The organism is Bradyrhizobium ingae (assembly GCF_055791185.1).
Window position 1 is genome coordinate 180,169 of sequence record NZ_JBVUBB010000006.1, and the last position, 18,204, is coordinate 198,372.

Consider the following 18,204-nt stretch of genomic DNA (forward strand, 5'->3'; position numbering starts at 1 on the left):
AATGACATGCCGGTGTCCGGCCGCAAGGGAGAGAACAAGATGCCTGAGATCACCATCAGCATGGCCGAAGGCCGTACCGACGAACAGAAGGCCGGCATGATGCGCGACATCACGCAGGCGCTGGTGAAGAATCTCGGCGTCGATGCGGAAGCCGTCGTCATCCAGATCAACGAAGCTCCGCTTCGCCACAAGATGAAAGGTGGCAAGACCTTCGTGGAGCGCGCGGCCGCGGCGAAGAAATAGTCTCGGTTCGTGCGGGTAGGCACAGCCGCAGCAGCAATCACAGCCGTCGTCCTGGCGAAAGGCAGGACCCATAACCACAGGGAGTGGTTGTGGGCGCAAACTGTGAATTGCCAGCCTTCGCAAAACTCGATCCTGTGATTATGGGTCCCGGATCTGCGCTTCGCTTGTCCGGGACGACAGCGAAGCAGGTTAATCCATGGATGCACGCGAGTTCATCAAGATCGGCATGAATGCGGAGCGCACCCTGGTTGTGCCCGCGGAGCGCACCGTCGGACACTTCGTGCCGGGCATGCCGATGGTCTATGCGACACCGATGATGATCCTGGAGATGGAGATGACGTCGGGTGACGCGATCCGCAGCGCACTTCAGCCGGGCTGGGTCACGGTCGGCACGGAGGTCGACATCCGCCATCTCGCGGCAAGCCTCGTAGGCGCGACGGTGCGGACCACTGCGAAGGTTGTCGCGGTCGAGCGTCGCGTGATCCGCTTCGAGGTCGAGGCGTTCGAGGGCGCGCGCAAGCTCGGCGAAGGCCGCCATGCCCGCGGGCTCGTCAATGTCGAGATGTTCAACAAGCGGCTCGGCGCGACGTAGCCGCAGGCCAGACATCGTAGGGTGGGCAAAGCGACTTGTTCGCGGTAGCTCGCAGAGCGAAGGCGGAAGCGTACCCACCACTTCTGTCGCACACGTGGAGAGGTGGTGGGCACGGCGCTCCGCGCCTTTGCCCACCCTACGGCACCGCGCTACTTGGCGAGCTCTTTCGATCGCATTGCCGCCGCGGCAATCGCGCGGATCATCAGCTCGCGCAGGCCGGGCTCGCCCATCAGCACCTCGAGGGCTGCGGCCGTGGTGCCGCCGGGCGAGGTGACGTTCTGGCGCAGCGTGCTGGATGCAAGCTCCGAGCGGTGCAACAGCTCGCCGGCGCCTGACACGGTCTCGCGCGCGAGCCTGATCGCGAGCGCCTCCGGCAGGCCGGCTTCGACGCCGGCGCGCGCGAGCTCTTCGGCGAGCAGGAAGACGTAAGCAGGGCCCGAGCCGGACACGGCCGTGACCGCATCCATCAGATTCTCGTCATCGACCCATTCGACCGAGCCGGTGGCGCGGAGCAACGCGTCGGCCACCGCGCGCTGCTTGTCGCTGACATTGTTTGCGGCCACCGCGACCGTGATGCCGCGACCAATCGCGGCCGGCGTGTTCGGCATCGCGCGCACCACGGCGCCGCCGCAGACCTCTTGCAGCGAGGCGATCGTGGTTCCCGCCATGATCGAGACCACGGAGGTGCCCGCGGCAACATATGGCTTCAGCTTCGCACCGGCCTCGCGGAAGGATTGCGGCTTGACCGCGACGACGAGCGTCTCGACGCTGCCGGCGCTCGTCACGTCCGGATTGAGCACGACGCCCTTGGCGGCGAGTGCGCTGATCTCGGGCGACAGATGCGGCTCGATCACCGCGACGCGGCGCGGATCGAGACCCTGCGCCAGCCACCCGGTCAGCATCGCGCCGCCCATCTTGCCTGCGCCGGCGAGGAGAATGGTGCCGGTGATGTTCTTCAATGTGCTGTCGTTGGCCATCGCTGCTACCACTCACTCGATGTCGTCCTGGCGAAAGCCAGGACCCCCGCGCGAGCGCCTGCGCTCGTCGCATAACCACAAGAAGTTCTAGTGGATGAAGAGCAGAGCAACAAGCATCGTGAAACCAAGCGAAATCACGCGGTATGGGCCCCGGATCTGCGCTTCGCTTGTCCGGGCGACGATGAGGAGGGAGCCGCGGCTCCCTCACCGCATCGGAGACGAAGTTACGCCTCGCCGGCCGTGTCGAACATCGCGGCGTCCATTGCCTCGGTGGTCGATTTGCCCGCCCACACCACGAACTGGAACGCGGGGAAATAGCGCTCGCAGCCGTGAATGGCGCCGGCGAGCATGGCCTCGCATTGCGCGGTCGAGGCGGTCAGTCCGCCCGGCAGCACCAGGGCTTGGCGGTGCATGATCATGCCGGTGTGGGTCCACAGATCGAAATGCCCGACCCACAATTGCTCGTTGATGGCGGCGACGAGCCGCTGCACCTCAGGGCGCCGCGCAACAGGAATCTTCATGTCGAACGCGCAGGCGAGATGCAGCGCCTCGATCTCGCCCATCCAGGTGAAGGAGAGCTGATAGTCGGTCCACTGTCCCTTCGAGACGATGGTGATCTCGTCGTCGCCGGAACGTTCGAACGCCCAGTTGTTGCTTGCGGCGATGTCCTCCACCACCGAGAGCGGGTGGCTGCGGGAATCGATATTGCTTTCGAGCAGGGACATGCCGTCTCGACCTCTTGCCTTATTGTTGTCTTGATACGCACGCGGTTGGCCCGGCGCGCGCTCCCTTAACGTCGCTAACGGCGATCCCTTCGGATCGCGCGGGCCTGTCGGGGATCAACTGATGTGATTTGCGGAATCTGCGCAACTCCGTCGCGAGTCCGTCCACAAGCTCGGGCAGGCTCGTCCACAGCTCATCTCGGTCACAATTATTAATTTGAGAACAAATCGGAATCGGATTGAGCAACCGGCGCGCCAATCGTTAATGGCGTCTCAAATTCCGTTCCATGGGCCCGCCGGGCCGCTCTGTCGGCATGGGACCATGCTGTTTCCCCATGCGGAAGATGCTTGCTGCAGCCGTTCCGCGGCGTCATATTTCAATCAGGCCGTTCATCCCGAACGGCTGATGTTCTCAGGGCGGGGTGAAAGTCCCCACCGGCGGTAAGGGCCGTAAGGTCCAAGCCCGCGAGCGCCTTCCTCCGCAAAAGGGGAAGGGTCAGCAGATTCGGTGCAACTCCGAAGCCGACGGTTAAAGTCCGGATGAAAGAGAACGGTCGGTGGCGGTCCGCATCGCGAGGATGCGGCCGTTTGTCGTTCCGTATGCCCTGATTCTGGTCCTTGAAGTGAGGAAAGCCATGAATCAGATGTTGCAAGATCCGCAAGTCGAAACTTCCCAGCAAGCCCCGCCTCCTCCGGTTCCACCCGAGCCTTCCGTGCGCGAGCATTCGCGCTTCGCAAAGCCGCAGCGGGTCGCCTTCGTCGAGGCCTGCTGGCATCACGACGTCGTGCAAGAGGCGCGCTTCGCCTTCCTGAGGGAGGCCGAGGCGCGGCATCTCACCCATGTCGACGTGTTCCAGGTGCCGGGCTCGTTCGAGATCCCGCTGCACGCGCAGATCCTCGCCAAGACACGACGCTACACCGCGATCGTCGCGGCCGGCCTCGTCGTCGACGGCGGCATCTACCGTCACGAGTTCGTCGCCGACACCGTGATCAAGGCGCTGATGGATGTGCAATTGCGCACAGAGGTGCCGGTGTTCTCCGCCGTGCTGACGCCACAGCAATTCCACGAGACCGAGGTGCACTACGATTTCTTCCGCAGGCACTTTGCGATCAAGGGTGTCGAGGTTGCGGAAGCCTGCGCCAACACGCTGCACGGCCTGGAGCGGCTGCGCGGCCAGGTCGCGGCGGGGATCGTATAACCTTCGTCTCACAGGCCGCTGATTGTCATTTCCGCCGCCGCGTTGATAAACTCGGCGGCGGGAGGAGGCGCTCCGTGGAGACGGAGCGGCCGGCAAGGTCATGTTCGAAGGACACGATCCCTATCTCGTCGCGCTCTCCGTGGCGATCGCGAGCCTGGGCGGCTATACCGGCTTTGCGCTTGCCGCGCGCATCCGCAACACCGCGGGCGTCAGCAATCGCGTGCTGCTTGCGGGCGCGGCGGCATTTCTGGCCGTCGGCATCTGGACCATGCATTTCGTCGGCATGCTGGCAGCGCCGCTGCCGCCGGACACCGTCTATCTCGTACTGCCCACCATCATCTCGTTCCTGATCTGCGCGCTGGTGGTCGGCATATCGCTGTTCTTCGTGTCGATCGGCGAGCCGTCGCTGAAGCGGGTGGTGTCCTCGGCCGTGCTGCTCGGCGTCGGCATCAGCAGCATGCATTATGTCGGCATCCACGGGCTTTCCGGGCCGTTCGTCATCACGCATGACGGGTCAATGGTATTGCTCTCGGTCGTGGTCGCGATCGTCACCGCCTATGGCGGCCTGCGTGCCTTCCTGGCGCAGCAGGAAGGCCTTCGCCTGATCGTGAGCGCGATCGCCTTCGGCGTCGCAGTGTCCGGCATGCATTACACCGCCATGCACGGCATGCATTTCTTGCCGCTCACGGGTGAAGTGCATCAGCATCTCGGCGACAGCCTTGCGGCGTCGCAACAAATCCTCTCGATCGTGGTCGCCGTGCTTTGCTTCGTGATCGCCGCCGGCTTCCTGCTGTCGCTGGTGCCGGATCCGCGCCGGCAGACGCTGGTGCCTGCCATGGCCGGCGATCCCTCCGCTCCGGCAGTCGCATTGGCCGCAACGGCTCTCGCGGCGACATTGCCGCGGCCGGTATTTGCGCCGCTCGGCGGCGTCGGCCAGCCGCCGCGCGCGGCGCCCGTCCCGCGCCTGCCGGTGGAAGGAGCCGACGGCACGCACTTCATCGATACCGCCGACGTCCGTAGCCTCCGCGCCGATGCCCACTACACGCGGGTGCATGACGGCACCCGCGAAAGAATGTGCCCATGGTCGATCTCGGAGGCCGAGGCGCAGCTTGATCCGAGTCTGTTTCTCCGGGTGCACCGCAGCCACATCGTCTGCATCCCCCACGTCGCCCTCGTCCGCAGGGAGGGCGACGGCGCCGTTCTTGAGCTCGACGGCCCGTCCCCCCACCGTGTGCCCGTGAGCCGGGCCAAGATTGCCGAGGTGAAGGCGAGGTTGGGGCTGGCGACGCGGCGCCACGCGTAACGACTGTCTCACTCCCTCTTCGCTCCTGCGGGAAGAGGGAGGAGAGGAAGGTCGCACAAGCTGACGCAATTCGTGCGTTCCAGTCCGCATTTCGTGCGAAAATCCCCTCTTTGTGCCCCAACCATTGCGGTCCGCTTCGCCCAGGAAGACGGTCCCGCCCAACGTCCGCGCCACGGCGCGCAAGGACGATTGGGAGGAGACGATGATCCCCGGCGCATTCAGCTATCACCGGCCGGCAAGCGTTGCCGACGCCGTCAAACTGTTGTCCGATCTCGGCGAGGACGCGCGGCCGCTGGCCGGCGGCCACAGCCTCGTGCCGATGATGAAGCTCAGGCTTGCCAGCCCCGCTCATCTGGTCGACCTCCACGGCATCGCCGGCCTCAAGGGCATCCGCCGCGACGGCGATAGCCTCGTCATCGGCGCGATGAGCACCCAGCATGATCTGCTCGCCTCCGAGGAGGTCGCGCGGTCGGTGCCGATCCTGCACGAGGCCGCGCTTCTGATCGCCGATCCGCAGGTGCGCTACCGCGGCACGATCGGCGGCAATGTCGCCAATGGCGATCCCGGCAACGACATGCCGGCGCTGATGCTCACACTGGGCGCGACCTATCATCTCGAAGGCCCGAATGGCCTCCGCGAGGTCAAGGCAGCCGATTTCTACCAGGGCGCCTATTTCACCGCGCTCGAGCCCGGCGAGATCCTGACATCGGTTTCGATCCCCGTACCCGCTGCGGGCCACGGCTACGCCTATGAAAAGCTCAAGCGCAAGGTCGGCGACTACGCGACCGCGGCCGCAGCCGTCGTGCTGACCATGGCGGGCGGCAAGGTCGCAAGCTGCGCGATCGGGCTCACCAATGTCCACGAGACGCCGCTCCTCGCCGCTGACGCCGCGAAAGCCGTCATCGGCACCAGCCTCGACGCGGCCGCGTTGAAGAGCGCGGCTGCTGCGGCGCAAGCGATCATGTCGCCGGCCGCGGACGCCCGCGGGCCCGTCGAATACCGAAAGCATGTCGGCGGCATCATGGTGATGCGGGCGCTGCAACGCGCCGCAAGCCGCGCGCGCTAGGGGAGGGACGAATGGCGAAAACGCATGTGACCATGAAGGTGAACGGCGCCGAGGTCGAAGGCCTCGTCGAGCCGCGGACGCTGCTGGTGCATTTCATTCGCGAGAACCTCGGGATGACCGGCACCCATATCGGCTGCGAGACCACCCATTGCGGCGCCTGCACCGTTGATATCGACGGCATGTCGGTGAAGTCCTGCACCATGTTCGCGATCCAGGCCGATGGCAGCGACATCACGACGATCGAGGGCATGGCCAATGCCGACGGTTCGTTGTCCGCGTTGCAGGAAGGTTTCCGCATGATGCACGGCCTGCAATGCGGCTTCTGCACGCCCGGCATGATCATGCGGGCGCACCGCCTGCTGAAGGAGAATCCCTCGCCCTCCGAAGAGGAAATCCGAATGGGCATCTCCGGCAACATCTGCCGCTGCACCGGCTACCAGAACATCGTCAGGGCGATTCAATACGCCGCTGCGAAGCTCAACGGCATCGAATTCAAGGAGGCCGCGGAATGAACGACTTGACTCCCACGCGGGAACAACGCACGGCCGCGCTCGAAGGCATGGGCTGCAAGCGCAAGCGCGTCGAGGACATCCGCTTCACCCAGGGCAAGGGCAATTACGTCGACGACGTGAAATTGCCGGGCATGCTGCACGGCGATTTCGTGCGCTCGCCGCACGCGCATGCGCGCGTCAAGAAAATCGACGACAGCGAGGCGCTGAAAGTCCCCGGCGTGCTCGCGGTCATCACCGCCGAGACGCTGAAGACGGTCAACCTCGCCTGGATGCCGACGCTTGCCGGCGACGTGCAGATGGTCTTGGCCGACGGCAAGGTGCTGTTCCAGAACCAGGAGGTCGCCTTCGTGGTCGCGACCGACCGCTATGCTGCCGACGACGGCGTCAACAAGGTGGTCGTCGAGTACGAACCACTGCCGCCGCTGATCGATCCCTTCAAGGCGATGGCGCCGGATGCGCCGGTCCTGCGCGACGACCTCGCCGGCAAGACAACGGGCGCACACGGTCCGCGCAAGCACCATAATCATATTTTCGAGTGGAGTGTCGGTGACAGGGAATTGACCGACGCCGCCTTCAAGAAGGCCGAGGTGACGATCAAGGAGATGATCTCCTACCACCGCACCCATCCCTCGCCGCTCGAGACCTGCCAGTGCGTCTGCTCGTTCGACAAGATCAAGGGTGAGTTGACGATCTGGGGCACCTTCCAGGCCCCGCACGTGATCCGCACGGTGGTGTCGCTGATCGCGAAATTGCCGGAGCAGAAGATCCACGTGATCTCGCCCGACATCGGCGGCGGCTTCGGCAACAAGGTCGGCGCCTATCCCGGTTATATCTGCGCGGCCGTCGCCTCCATCGTCACCGGCAAGCCGGTGAAGTGGGTCGAGGATCGCATCGAGAATCTGACCGCGACCTCGTTTGCACGCGACTATCACATGACGATCGAGATCGCCGCGACCAGGGACGGCAAGGTCGCCGGTCTTCGCGTCCACGTGCTCGCCGATCACGGCGCGTTCGACGCCTGCGCCGACCCCTCGAAATGGCCGGCGGGATTTTTCAATATCGTCACGGGCTCCTACGACTTCCCGACGGCGCATCTTTCCGTCGATGGCGTCTACACCAACAAGGCGCCGGGCGGCGTCGCTTATCGCTGCTCGTTCCGAGTCACGGAGGCGGCCTACTGCATCGAGCGCGCCATGGACATTTTGGCGCAGAAGCTCGGCATGGATCCCGCCGAGCTGCGGCTGAAGAACTTCATCAAGCCGGAGCAGTTCCCCTATCACTCGGCTCTGGGCTGGGAATATGATTCCGGCGACTATCACACCGCCATGCGCAAGATGATGGAGACGACCGGTTACGCCGCGCTCCGGAAAGAGCAGGCGGACAAGCGTGCAGCGTTCAAGCGCGGCGAGACGCGCGAGATCATGGGCCTGGGCGTCTCGTTCTTCACCGAGATCGTCGGCGCCGGTCCGTCGAAGAATTGCGACATCCTCGGCATCGCCATGTTCGACTCCTGCGAGATCCGCATGCATCCGACCGGTGCCGGCATCGCGCGCATGGGGACCAAGAGCCAGGGCCAGGGCCACGAGACCACCTGGGCTCAGATCATCGCGACTGAGATCGGCATTCCCGCCGACAACATCCAGGTCGAGGAGGGCAACACCGACACCGCGCCTTACGGGCTCGGCACCTACGGCTCGCGCTCCACGCCGGTCGCGGGGGCTGCGATTGCCATGGCGGCGCGCAAGATCAAGGCCAAGGCGCAGATGATCGCGGCCTACAAGCTCGAGGTCCATGAGGACGATCTCGAATGGGACATCGACGGCTTCCGGGTGAAGGGCTTGCCGGAGAGGTTCATGTCGATGAAGGATATCTGCTGGGCGGCGTATAACTCGGTGCCGCCGGGCATGGAGCCGGGGCTCGAGGCGGTCTCCTATTACGATCCACCCAACATGACCTACCCGTTCGGCGCCTATCTCTGCGTGATGGACATCGACGTCGATACCGGCGTGTACATGGTCCGGCGCTTCTATGCGCTCGATGATTGCGGCACCCGCATCAACCCGATGATCATCGAGGGCCAGGTGCATGGTGGCCTCACCGAGGCCTTCGCGATCGCGATGGGGCAGGAGATCCGCTACGACGACACCGGCAACGTTGTCACCGGCTCGTTCATGGACTTCTTCATGCCGACCGCGGTCGAGACGCCGCATTGGGAGACCGACTTCACCGTCACGCCGTCGCCGCATCACCCCATAGGCGCCAAGGGCGTCGGCGAGAGCCCGAATGTCGGCGGCGTGCCGGCTTTCTCCAATGCCGTCAACGATGCGTTCTCGTTCTTGGGGAGCACGCACATCCAGATGCCGCACGACTTCTGGCGCAACTGGAAAGCGGCGAAGCAGCTCGGGGCGGTGGCGTAATGGGTTGGTTCGTCATTCCCGGGCGATGCGAAGCATCGCACCCGGAATCTCGAGGTTCCGGGTTCGGTCCTGCGGACCGCCGCGGAACGACGGAGGGAGCATGAAAGGCCGAGACGAGATCGCGCAAGCGCTGGCTGCGTCGGGTTACATCGCCGACGCGGAACTTGCGACCGCGATCTCGCTGATGCAATTGTTGCGGCGGCCGCTGCTGCTGGAAGGCGAGGCGGGCGTCGGCAAGACGGAGGTGGCGAAGGCGCTCGCCAAGGTGCATGCGACCGAGCTGATCCGCCTGCAATGCTATGAGGGCCTCGACCAATCCTCCGCGCTCTATGAATGGAACTACCAGCGCCAGTTGCTGGCGATCCAGGCGCATCGCGGCACGGATAGCATCGAGGACCAGATATTCTCGGAGAAATACCTGCTGGAGCGCCCGCTGCTCGCCGCCATCCGACGCGCGCAGGCGCCGGTGCTGCTGATCGACGAGATCGACCGCGCCGACGACGAGTTCGAAGCGTTCCTGCTGGAGCTGTTGTCCGACTTCCAGGTCTCGATCCCCGAGCTTGGCACCATCTTCGCCATCACCGTCCCGCAGGTGGTGCTGACCTCGAACGGCACGCGCGAGCTCTCCGATGCGCTGCGCCGGCGCTGTCTCTATCACTACGTCGATTATCCCGACGTCGATCGCGAGGCCCGCATCATCATGGCGCGGATCGCCGGCGCAAGCCCGTCGCTGTCGCTCCAGATCGCGCGCATGGTCGAAGGTGTCCGCAAGGAGGAATTGCGGAAGGTGCCGGGTGTCGCGGAGACGTTGGATTGGGCGGCCGCGCTCGTCGGCCTCGACATTCGCGAGCTCCACGACGCGCCCGAGACCGTGCACGAGACGTTGATCTGTCTCTTGAAGACGCATGAGGACCGCGCGCGTGTCACGCGCGAGGTGACGCAGCGCCTGCTCGGGAGGGTCGCATGAGCTGCTGCGGCGCGAGCCCCGAATTCGATGACCTCAGCGAGGTCTCCCGGCTTGTCTCCGCCAGGCTGGCGGCTTTCCTGCGCACCTTGCGTGACGCGGGCTTCCGGGTCGGGCTTGCGGAGGGGCAGGATGCGGCGGCGCTGATGTCTGCCGGCTATGCCGCGCGTCCCGGCCTCCTGCGCTCCGCGTTCAAGCATCTGTTTTCGGCACGCAAATCCGACTGGGACAAGTTCGACGGCCTGTTCGACGCATTCTGGCTCGGCAAGCGCGTCCGCTCGCGATCGCGGACGCTCGGCGCAGCCCAAGGCGCGAGCGGCCCGTCGCTCAAGAGCTTGCAGGACAAGACAATGGAGCAGGGCGGCCGGCAATCGCTGACTGATCAGGTTTCCTCACCCGACGATGCGCCCGATGGCCGCGGCAGCGAGGGACGGATGGAAGGCGCCTCGCGCGCCGAAAATCTCGCCGAGGTCGACTTCCGCAAGCTCAGCGATCCCGACCAGGTCGCACAGGCCCATGAAGCCGCAGCGCAGCTCGCAAGGGTGATGCGTACGCGCCTGACGCGGCGCGAGCTCGCGCGGCGACGCGGCTACAGGCTCGATCTTCGCCGCACCATCCACCGCAACATCAGCCATGGCGGCGTTCCGATCAGCCTGGTGAAACGGCAGCGCAAGGACAAGCCGCTGCGGCTGATCGTTCTGCTCGATGCGTCGGGCTCGATGAGCGCCTACACGTCCGTGTTCCTGCGCTTCATCCACGGTGTACTCGACGAGTTCCGCGAGGCCGAGGCGTTTCTATTCCACACGCGTCTTGCCTACGTCTCCGGCGCGATGAAGGAGAAAGACGCCGGCCGCGCGCTCGACCGTCTCTCGATCATGGCGCAGGGCGCGGGCGGCGGCACGAAGATCGGCGAGAGCCTGCAGACCTTCAATCGGTGGCACGCGGCACGCGTCATCCATTCGCGGAGCTGCGTGATGATCGTGTCCGATGGCTACGAGACCGGCGATGCCGTGCTGCTCGGACGAGAAATGGCGGCGCTGCACCGGCGTTGTCGTCGCATCGTCTGGCTTAATCCGATGATGGCCTGGGAAGGCTACACGTCAGAGGCGAGAGGCATAAGGGCGGCGCTGCCGCATGTCGATCTCCATGCGCCCGCAGATTCGCTGCAAAGCCTGCGCGCGCTCGAACCCTATCTGGCGAAGCTATGAGGAGGCACCGATGACCGCTCATGTCGAAGTGCTGGATCTCGTGGCGCAGATGAAGGCCGCCGAGCGTGCCTTCGTGCTCGCGACGGTGGTGCGTACGGTTTCGGTGACTGCGGCGAAGGCTGGCGCCAAGGCGATCATCGCGGCCGACGGCACCATCGTCGCGGGTTGGATCGGCGGGGGCTGCGCCAAAGGCGCGGTGTTGAAGGCGGCGCGCGAGGCACTCGCCGACGGCGAGCCGCGCATGGTCTCGGTGCAGCCGGAGAATTTGCTCGCCGAGCTCGGCGTCAGCCCCGGTGAGAACCGCGACGGCATCCGCTTTGCCAGCAATATGTGCCCGAGCAAGGGCACGATGGACATTTTCGTGGAGCCGGTGCTGCCGCATCCCTCGCTCGTCGTGCTCGGCGCGAGCCCGGTGGCGCTGTCGCTCGCCGTGCAGGCGCGCGCGCTCGGCTTTCACGTCACGCTCGCGGCGCCATCGGCCGATCTCGTATCGCGGCCGGAGGCGGACGCGCTGATCAATGGTTACGATTTGGGCGAGTTTACCGAGGCAAGGCGGTTCGTCGTGGTCTCGACCCAAGGCAAGGGCGACGAAACCGCGCTGCGTGCCGCGGTCGCCGTCGAGGCCGCCTATCACGCCTTCGTCGGCAGCCGCCGCAAGATGGCGGCGCTGCGCGCAAAACTGATCGCGGAAGGCGTCGATGCCACTGCGATCGATCGCGTCAAGGCGCCGGCCGGGCTCGACCTCGGCGCCATCACGCCGGAGGAGATCGCGATGTCGATCCTCGCGGAGATCACGCAAGTGCGCCGCCGCGGCCAGCGTGCCGCCATGGCGGACACCTGACTCACGCGATCGGCTGCTCCGGCTTGAGCAGCCGATAATGCAGGCGCGCGTAGCCGCCGAGCCATCTGACGGCGGCATTGAGCCCTAGCGCCAGCAAGGAGGCGAAGCCCACGCCGGTCGTGACCAGCGCGATGCCGGCAAGCCCGCGCAGGATCAGGTTGACGACCTGTCCGTCGCCGAAATGCTTGTAGACGCTAATCAGCAATCCGATGCCGACGATCCCGAGTACGAACATCACGAAGGCGATCACGAGCAGGATCAGCAGCACGGCGAGCAGCAACGGGAGCAACAGCAGGATATCGACCACGGCGAGGCCGCCAAGCGCGAACAGCGCGGCTGTCGAGTTGCGCAAGGAATGATGGTTTTCCCACCGGCGAAGCCCCGTCTCGGCGCGCAGCTCGCGCGCCAGCCGCCGGGGATCGCCGAGCGAGGAGGCGACCTCGTGCTCGGCCCGGCCGGAGGCGCGCGCCTCCTCGAAATGGGCGGCGTAGTCGGCGAGGATGTCGTCTATCTCGGCACGGGGGAGCCCTACGAGCCCGTCGCCGAGGATGTGCAGGAAATCGGCGCGGTTCATTTGGCGTCTCCGAGCAGCCGGTCCACGGCGTCCGAAAAGATGCGCCATTCCCGCTTCTGCGCGGTGAAGGCGGCACGGCCGGCGGCCGTCAGGCGGTAGTATTTGCGCGGCGGGCCGCTGCTGGATTCCTCAAGGCGGGTGTCGACCAGCCCATCATCCTGCATCCGCCGCATCAGCGGATAGATCGTTCCTTCACCCATGCCGACGCCGGCCGACAGCGTGCTCGCGATCTCATAGGCATAGCTCTCGCCGCGCGCGAGCAGAGCGAGCACGCAGAGCTCCAGCGCGCCCTTCTTGAGCTGAACCTGATTCGTCGAGTCGGCCATTTCCTCCTTGACTACACCGCTTTCAAAGGAGCTTATATAGCAAGGTACTATGTATTGCAAGGTACCTGTGTATACCCCATTCCGGAGAAATGAACCCGTGACCCATCTCAATCGCCGCCATCTGCTAGCTGGTCTTGGCGCGAGCGTGGCTCTGCCACGGGCCATGCCTGCCATTGCCGCATCGTTCGATGCTGCCGAGCGCCTCTCCGGACTGGAGCGGGCCGGAAAGCTGCCCGGATTGCACGCGTTTCTTGTGAGCCAGCGGGGCAAGCTCGTGTTCGAGCATTACGGTCAGGGCGAGGATGAGGCCTGGGATCGAGCGCTCGGCCATGTCACCTTTGCACCGGATGTGCCGCACGATCTGCGCTCGGTCTCGAAGAGCATCGTCGGTCTCGCCTACGGCCTCGCGCTCGCCGAAGGCAAGGTGCCGCCGCCGGAGGCGAAGCTCTATGCGCAGTTTCCGGAATTTGCCGATCTTGCCGCACAGCCCGGTCGCGACAGGATCACGATCCATCATGTGCTATCGATGACGCTGGGCTTCGAGTGGGATGAACTCACCATTCCCTATGGCGATCCGCGCAACAGCGAGATGGCGATGGAAGCCGCGCCCGATCGCTATCGGTTCATCCTCGAGCGGCCGATCGTCGGCGAGCCCGGCGTGAAGTGGACCTATTGCGGCGGTGCCACGGCGTTGCTCGGCCGGCTCATCGTCAAAGGGACCGGCGAAGCCTTGCCGGCCTATTGCCGTCGCGTCCTGTTCGATCCCCTGGGCTTTGGCCCGTCCGACTGGAGCGTTGGCCGCGACGGCGAACCGCGTGCTGCGTCAGGGGCGCGTCTGTTGCCACGCGATCTCGTCAAGATCGGTCAACTCATGCTGGCGAACGGCGGCTGGAATGGAAAGTCGGTGGTTGCGGCCGATTGGGTGAAGCGCGTGACCACGCCTGTTGTTCAGACCAGGGTTGGCCGCGACTATGGCTATCAGTGGTACATGGGCGAATTCGCCACTGCGCAATCGCTGCACTGGTTCGGCGGTATCGGCTGGGGCGGCCAGTATCTGTATGTCATCCCGGCATGCGATCTCGCTGTGGTGATCCACTGCGGAAATTACAAGCGATCAGGCCAGGAGCAGGCCGCCGTGCTGGTTGCACTCTTGAACGACGTCGTGTTGCCGGGCTTCACCTGATCATCCCAGGGACACGCCGGCTTTCGCCCGGCTGATGCCGAGGGTCAGGATGCGATGCAGGAGATCCGGATATTTGATCCCGTCATGCTTGGCCGCCGTGGCGAACTCCTGGCTCTGCGCGATTTCAGGGTTGGGATTCGCCTCGATGAAATACGGCGTGCCGTCGGCCGTGAGACGGAAGTCGATGCGTGCGTAGCCATCCAGGCCGAGCGTGCGGTAGATGCGTTTCGCAGCGCGCTGAATGCGCGCGGTGACTTCGGGCGAGAGGTCCTTGGCCGGCCCGTCGACGATGCCGACGCGCTCCTGGTAGTCGGTGTCGTGCTTGGCCTTCTCGGTGGCGATGTGCCGTGACCTGCGGCCGCCCATGCTGCCGAACTTCAATTCCCAGACCGGCAGGACGTGCAGCCGGTTGTTGCCGAGTATGCCGACATAGAGTTCGCGCCCCTCGATGAACTGCTCGGCAATGGCGGCGGTCTCGACCCGATCGTGGATGAACGCGACCCGCTCCGCCAGCTTTTCGTCGGTATCGACGATGGAGGCTTGCGAGATGCCAAAGGACCCATCCATGTTGAGAGCCTTGACGATCAGCGGCAGCGCAAGATTCTTCGGACGTTTCACCTTGCGGCGCATCGGGAAGACGGCAAAGGCCGGGGCCGCGATGCGGCGGTGGTGGACCAGCGTCTTGGACAGGTCCTTGCCGCGCGCCAGGATCAAGCCGCGCGGATTGCACCCGGTGTAGGGCACCTTCATCAGCTCGAGATAGCTCGCGATGTGCTGGTCATAGGCGACGTTGTAGTGAAATTCCTCGAGCAGAGTGAAGACAACGTGCGGCTTGAATTCCTCGATCGCCTCGCGCACCGGCTTGATTTCCTCCTGCGCGCCGAGGGGGCGAACCTCATGCCCGGCCGCGCGCAGGGTGCTGACGACGTCGTATTCCGTCTTCCATTCGTTGATTTCCTGTGCGGAGTATCCGTCGGACGAGTCCGGCGGCAGGAAGTCCGGATGCATGAGCACGAGAATGCGGAGGCGTCTCATAGCGCGATCCATTTGCGGCGTGATGGGCCGAACAACGCGTGCATGGTCTTGGCGGTGACGAGGACGGTGAAGTCGAGGACGAGCTTCTGCTCAGGCCCGACCGCACGCAGGTCGAGTTCGCGGCAGCGGGAGATCATGTCGTCGAGCACGGCATCGAGCGTGAGCTGGTTCTCGCCGGTCCATCGCGCGACCAATTGCCGGATCTGGGCGCGGTGCCGCCTGATCAGGACCGCAGCCGGCTTGGAGCGGTGATGCCGCGGGTCGGCGGAAAACAGCCTGGAGAGATCACGGTCATAGGTCTTTGGCGGCGTAAAGGCATAGAACGCCTGCTTCTTCTTGTAGTGGTCTTCAAGCGTCTGGCTGAGCTTGCTCAGGGGATCGACGCGCTCCCGCGTCGCGATCAACGGTTTCCTGCCCGCGATCTCGCCCATCAACTCGTCGACATATTCGAGCTTCTTCAGCGCCGGCCAACCGGCATAGCGCGTCCGCCAGTTCGAGCGCGGCCGCAGCCACACCGCAAATGTCTCGGCGAAATCCTCGTCTGGATGGCTTTGCGCGTACCACAGCCGCAAATGCTGGACATAACGCCGGCTGGCGGGGTTGGGCCGGTAGTAGCGGGGATAATGCTTCGATGATGGGCCGAACAATTGTTGCCAGCGCCGCCGGCGTTGCAACTGGTAGCCGTGCTGGAGGGCATGTCCAGCCTCGTGACGGAGGATGGCCATGCACTCGCGCCAAGTTCCGCCCTCGACGTCGAACATCATCTTCTTCTCGAGCTTCATCAGGCGGGGATGCGCGAGATAGAAGGGGATCGCGATGCCGGGCACATCTCCCGGACTAAAGAATTCGCTCGAGATCCAGGTGTGCGGCTTGAGCCGAATGCCCCGCTCTTCGAGCTCCTCGTGAAGCGTGCCGACGCAGTCTTCGAGCCAGGTGCCTTCGACCGTCACCCTGAGGCTGGAGAGGCGCTGCTGGAGCAACTCGTCATCCGACAGCTTTTCCCAGGCAAATTTCCGGCGTGGCATCAGGCATCCAGAGGGCAGAGATGACTCAAGGTCCTGGATGATGTCATGCGCCGTTGCCGGCAACAACCCGCGGGGCGTGTTGCGGCGCGGTCGTAGGGTGGGTTAGCCGAAGGCGTAACCCACCTCTTTAGTCTCTTAGCGTTGAAGGAAGGGTGGGTTACGCTTCGCTAGCCTACCCTAGGACGTCAGCGCGTTTAGTCGAACAGGCTCGACACAGATTCTTCTGCCGCGGTGCGCGCGATCGCATCCGAAATCAGGCTGGCGATCGGCAGCGTGCGGATATTCGGCGCCTTGCTCACGGCCTCGGTCGGAAGGATCGAGTCGGTGATGACGAGCTCTTTCAGCTTCGAGCCGGCGATGCGGGCGGCCGCGCCGCCGGAGAGGACGCCGTGGGTGATATAGGCGTAGACGTCCTTGGCGCCCTTGGCGATCAGCGCATCGGCCGCGTTCACCAGCGTGCCGCCGGAATCGACGATGTCGTCCACGAGGATGCAGGTGTAGCCGGCAACGTCGCCGATCACGTTCATGACCTCGGACTCGCCGGGACGCTCGCGCCGCTTGTCGACGATCGCCAGCGGCGTGTTGATGCGCTTGGCAAGCCCGCGCGCACGCGCAACGCCGCCGACGTCGGGGGAGATCACCATCACCTTGGAGAGGTCGAACTTCTCCTTGATGTCGCGCACCATCAGCGGCGCGGCGTAGAGGTTATCGGCGGGGATGTCGAAGAAGCCCTGGATCTGGGTAGCATGCAGATCGAGCGTCATGACGCGATCGACGCCGGCCTGGGTGAGCAGGTTGGCGACGAGTTTTGCGGAGATCGGCGTGCGTGAGCCGGATTTGCGATCCTGCCGCGCGTAGCCGAAATAGGGGATCACCGCGGTGATGCGACGCGCCGACGAGCGGCGCAGGGCATCGGTGATGATCAGGAGTTCCATCAGATGGTCGTTCGCGGGGAACGAGGTCGATTGGATGACGAATGCGTCCGAGCCGCGGACGTTCTCCTGAATCTCGACGAAGATCTCCATGTCGGCGAAGCGTCGGACCACGGCTTTCGTCAGCGGCAGGTGCAGGCCTTGCGCGATGGCTTGCGCGAGCGCTGGATTGGAATTGCCGGCAACCAGCTTGATTGAGCCGTTCTTGGCCGACATGGTCGCTTCCTCCCGCGCCTTGCTGGACACGACGTTCAACATCTCGGATACCCATGGAGCACGGTTTCAACGGGCGAGCAAATATCAGGCCCAAGGCCGCACTGGCAACCCGGGATGCTACGATATCCCGTCGAAAATCCTGAGTCCGGCCAACGCTTTGGCCGGTAGTTGGGATGAGGGTTTAGCGGTGGTTATCGGTCGGCATAGCCAAGCGCCGCGGCGGGCATCTCGGCGTTCTCTGAGGTCGGCGACATGCTCGCCACCGCGGGGCCCCGCAGGTCCGGAGCGGTCGTCGGCGCATCAGACGGGGTCCCGTTGATCATATTGGAAAGTCCGCTGAATCCGGCCTGCGCGATCTTCCTCAGGACCATGTCGTCGGCGGCCGACCAGGCGTCGCGGCCGGCCTTGCCGCCGGGTTCCTCGCCGGACAGGCGCAGCGCCCGCTGCTGATTGGCGTCATAGACGTCCCAGACCCAGGCGATCATGGTCTTGCCGCGGACGACCTGAGCCGAGAGGTAGCTACGCACACGATAGGCAGCGGTGCCCTCGCGCGAGACCACCGTCAGGCTGCGCAGCTTCGATTCGCTGTCGAGCATGCCGACCATGCGGTCGAACACCTGCGGCGGCGGCCCGTCGATGGATTCGAAGGCCACCGTCGTCCCGCTGCCGCCGCTCGGCGTCGCCATCGCATAGGAGTTGCTCGCCGCGCCGCCGCCGGCGCAGCCGCCAAGCGCGCAGGAAGCTGCCAGCAGCATGGCTACCAGCACGCGCGTGCCCGCGCGGCGGAAGAATGATGACGCTTCCCTCATTATGGAGGGCAGCGATATCGTTAAAACGCGTTAAGGTCTAGGGCAGGGGAGCCACAGATC

General features: G+C 64.8%; 19 protein-coding genes and 1 riboswitch. Of the genes, 11 read left to right on the plus strand and 8 right to left on the minus strand.

From position 1 onward, the window contains the following. The first annotated feature begins 39 nt into the window (after window positions 1–39). Together ACV1FX_RS11875 and ACV1FX_RS11880 are read left to right on the plus strand one after the other, a co-directional pair. Window positions 40–243 (plus strand): tautomerase family protein, encoded by a 204-nt coding sequence (locus tag ACV1FX_RS11875; protein WP_024340452.1) that lies wholly within the window; start codon window positions 40–42, stop codon window positions 241–243. A gap of 196 nt (window positions 244–439) precedes the next feature. Further along, window positions 440–835, plus strand: coding sequence for a thioesterase family protein (locus ACV1FX_RS11880; RefSeq protein ID WP_473117741.1), 396 nt, complete (start codon window positions 440–442; stop codon window positions 833–835). A gap of 149 nt (window positions 836–984) precedes the next feature. Here ACV1FX_RS11880 and proC read toward each other — a convergent pair whose 3' ends face one another. Both proC and ACV1FX_RS11890 read right to left on the minus strand, forming a co-directional pair. Next, window positions 985–1,812, minus strand: coding sequence for a pyrroline-5-carboxylate reductase (proC, locus tag ACV1FX_RS11885; protein ID WP_473117742.1), 828 nt, complete (start codon window positions 1,810–1,812; stop codon window positions 985–987). A 224-nt stretch (window positions 1,813–2,036) separates the two neighbouring features. Next, a complete protein-coding gene (locus ACV1FX_RS11890) occupies window positions 2,037–2,537 on the minus strand; it encodes a type III secretion system chaperone family protein (RefSeq protein WP_473117743.1) in 501 nt (166 codons plus the stop codon). A gap of 401 nt (window positions 2,538–2,938) precedes the next feature. Beyond that, window positions 2,939–3,090, plus strand: a riboswitch (FMN riboswitch). A 79-nt stretch (window positions 3,091–3,169) separates the two neighbouring features. On the opposite strand from ACV1FX_RS11890, the gene ACV1FX_RS11895 reads away from it, so the two are divergent. From ACV1FX_RS11895 to ACV1FX_RS11930, 8 genes are all read left to right on the plus strand, one after another. Beyond that, window positions 3,170–3,733 (plus strand): 6,7-dimethyl-8-ribityllumazine synthase, encoded by a 564-nt coding sequence (locus ACV1FX_RS11895; protein WP_473117744.1) that lies wholly within the window; start codon window positions 3,170–3,172, stop codon window positions 3,731–3,733. Window positions 3,734–3,833: 100 nt separating this feature from the next. After that, entirely contained in the window at window positions 3,834–5,036 is a 1,203-nt protein-coding gene (locus ACV1FX_RS11900) for an MHYT domain-containing protein (RefSeq protein ID WP_473117745.1), read from the plus strand. Between the two features lie 202 nt (window positions 5,037–5,238). Further along, the gene (locus tag ACV1FX_RS11905) at window positions 5,239–6,102 is read left to right on the plus strand and encodes an FAD binding domain-containing protein (RefSeq protein WP_473117746.1); all 864 of its coding nucleotides are present in this window, start codon (window positions 5,239–5,241) and stop codon (window positions 6,100–6,102) included. Between the two features lie 11 nt (window positions 6,103–6,113). Then, window positions 6,114–6,614, plus strand: a complete 501-nt coding sequence (locus ACV1FX_RS11910; RefSeq protein ID WP_473117747.1) for a (2Fe-2S)-binding protein — start codon at window positions 6,114–6,116, stop codon at window positions 6,612–6,614. Beyond that, window positions 6,611–9,031 (plus strand): aerobic carbon-monoxide dehydrogenase large subunit, encoded by a 2,421-nt coding sequence (locus ACV1FX_RS11915; RefSeq protein WP_473117748.1) that lies wholly within the window; start codon window positions 6,611–6,613, stop codon window positions 9,029–9,031. The genes ACV1FX_RS11910 and ACV1FX_RS11915 overlap by 4 nt, the downstream gene beginning before the upstream one ends. Before the next feature lie 100 nt (window positions 9,032–9,131). Beyond that, window positions 9,132–9,998: an AAA family ATPase gene (locus ACV1FX_RS11920; RefSeq protein WP_473117749.1), complete on the plus strand. Its 867-nt coding sequence runs from the start codon at window positions 9,132–9,134 to the stop codon at window positions 9,996–9,998. Beyond that, the gene (locus ACV1FX_RS11925; RefSeq protein WP_473117750.1) at window positions 9,995–11,203 is read left to right on the plus strand and encodes a vWA domain-containing protein; all 1,209 of its coding nucleotides are present in this window, start codon (window positions 9,995–9,997) and stop codon (window positions 11,201–11,203) included. Before ACV1FX_RS11920 ends, ACV1FX_RS11925 begins: the two co-directional genes overlap by 4 nt. Window positions 11,204–11,213: 10 nt before the next feature. Next, window positions 11,214–12,044 (plus strand): XdhC family protein, encoded by an 831-nt coding sequence (locus tag ACV1FX_RS11930; protein WP_473117751.1) that lies wholly within the window; start codon window positions 11,214–11,216, stop codon window positions 12,042–12,044. Window position 12,045: 1 nt separating this feature from the next. On the opposite strand, the gene ACV1FX_RS11935 is transcribed toward ACV1FX_RS11930, so the two are convergent. Both ACV1FX_RS11935 and ACV1FX_RS11940 read right to left on the minus strand, forming a co-directional pair. Continuing rightward, window positions 12,046–12,618, minus strand: coding sequence for a DUF1700 domain-containing protein (locus tag ACV1FX_RS11935; protein WP_473117752.1), 573 nt, complete (start codon window positions 12,616–12,618; stop codon window positions 12,046–12,048). Continuing rightward, window positions 12,615–12,944: a PadR family transcriptional regulator gene (locus ACV1FX_RS11940; protein WP_473117753.1), complete on the minus strand. Its 330-nt coding sequence runs from the start codon at window positions 12,942–12,944 to the stop codon at window positions 12,615–12,617. Before ACV1FX_RS11940 ends, ACV1FX_RS11935 begins: the two co-directional genes overlap by 4 nt. 97 nt (window positions 12,945–13,041) lie before the next feature. On the opposite strand from ACV1FX_RS11940, the gene ACV1FX_RS11945 reads away from it, so the two are divergent. Next, the gene (locus tag ACV1FX_RS11945) at window positions 13,042–14,127 is read left to right on the plus strand and encodes a serine hydrolase domain-containing protein (protein ID WP_473117754.1); all 1,086 of its coding nucleotides are present in this window, start codon (window positions 13,042–13,044) and stop codon (window positions 14,125–14,127) included. Here ACV1FX_RS11945 and ACV1FX_RS11950 read toward each other — a convergent pair whose 3' ends face one another. The 4 genes from ACV1FX_RS11950 to ACV1FX_RS11965 form a co-directional block, all read right to left on the minus strand. After that, complete coding sequence (locus tag ACV1FX_RS11950; RefSeq protein WP_473117755.1) at window positions 14,128–15,162, minus strand: D-alanine--D-alanine ligase family protein; 1,035 nt, start codon at window positions 15,160–15,162, stop codon at window positions 14,128–14,130. It abuts the gene before it with no gap. Next, window positions 15,159–16,187, minus strand: a complete 1,029-nt coding sequence (locus ACV1FX_RS11955) for a putative zinc-binding metallopeptidase (RefSeq protein WP_473117756.1) — start codon at window positions 16,185–16,187, stop codon at window positions 15,159–15,161. Before ACV1FX_RS11955 ends, ACV1FX_RS11950 begins: the two co-directional genes overlap by 4 nt. Before the next feature lie 194 nt (window positions 16,188–16,381). Then, the gene (locus ACV1FX_RS11960) at window positions 16,382–17,335 is read right to left on the minus strand and encodes a ribose-phosphate pyrophosphokinase (RefSeq protein WP_473117901.1); all 954 of its coding nucleotides are present in this window, start codon (window positions 17,333–17,335) and stop codon (window positions 16,382–16,384) included. 191 nt (window positions 17,336–17,526) lie between these two features. Further along, window positions 17,527–18,144 carry a hypothetical protein gene (locus ACV1FX_RS11965; RefSeq protein WP_473117757.1) on the minus strand — a complete coding sequence of 206 codons (618 nt, stop codon included), beginning with the start codon at window positions 18,142–18,144 and terminating at the stop codon, window positions 17,527–17,529. Window positions 18,145–18,204: the final 60 nt, after the last annotated feature.